The sequence below is a fragment of the Vibrio sp. 2130-1 genome (genome assembly GCF_033339515.1).
The window spans coordinates 1-661 of the sequence record NZ_JAWOUT010000343.1; the positions used below are offsets into that span (position 1 = coordinate 1).

The 661-nt window shown below is 47.7% G+C and carries 1 protein-coding gene and 1 pseudogene; one reads left to right on the forward strand and one right to left on the reverse strand.

Going from position 1 to position 661, the window contains the following annotated elements:
• Window positions 1-173, forward strand: a pseudogene (locus R7Q09_RS26110) (protein kinase); the annotation flags it as partial.
• Between the two features lie 95 nt (window positions 174-268).
• Here the strand turns inward: R7Q09_RS26110 and R7Q09_RS26115 are convergent.
• A partial coding sequence (locus R7Q09_RS26115; RefSeq protein ID WP_318143939.1) for a sensor histidine kinase occupies window positions 269-661 on the reverse strand: 393 nt, incomplete at its 5' end.

Here is a 661-nt window from a genome sequence, read left to right on the forward strand (position 1 = left end):
GTGACTTTGGCGCGGCGAGCATTTACGGCTATTTATCGGGCGAGCAGCAAGCTGCAATCAGAGCCATTGAATCCAGAGCGTTGAAGTACTTTATCGAAGATGTGTTTTCTGTGTGCGAAGCGTCGGAATCGGCATCGCAAGCATTCGAACGACTAGTTGCGCTTGCGGCATAAGATTTCATTCAATCGAATAAGAAAGAGGTATCGAACTGCCCGTTTTGATACTGAGCAAATGAGATACCTCTTGATTGAATCTAGTGCTGAGGAAGTTACTCTGAGCAAGCCTCATGATGCTCTGACGAAAGGTCAATCACAGCCTCACATCCACCCTCAGAATGTGTATCAATAGTGAATTGCCAGCCATAGCGTCGGCATAAGTCATCCACAATCATGAGCCCCAAACCATGGCCTTCGGCATCTGGCACGGAAGAGAAGCCTTCACCTTCATCTCTCACCGACAGTGTGGTATCGGTCATGGTGATATGAATCGTTCCTGCTGACGTGGCTGCAATGCCGTTGCGAATTAAGTTACTCAACGTAATGTTAAGCACTGCAGTGGTCGCTTTGGTTTGCGGATGGCCCAATATCTGAACATTAAATTCTAACGACTTTTCATCGGCTTGCGCTTGGCTAAGAGCAACGATGTTGTGAAGCTCTTGCTC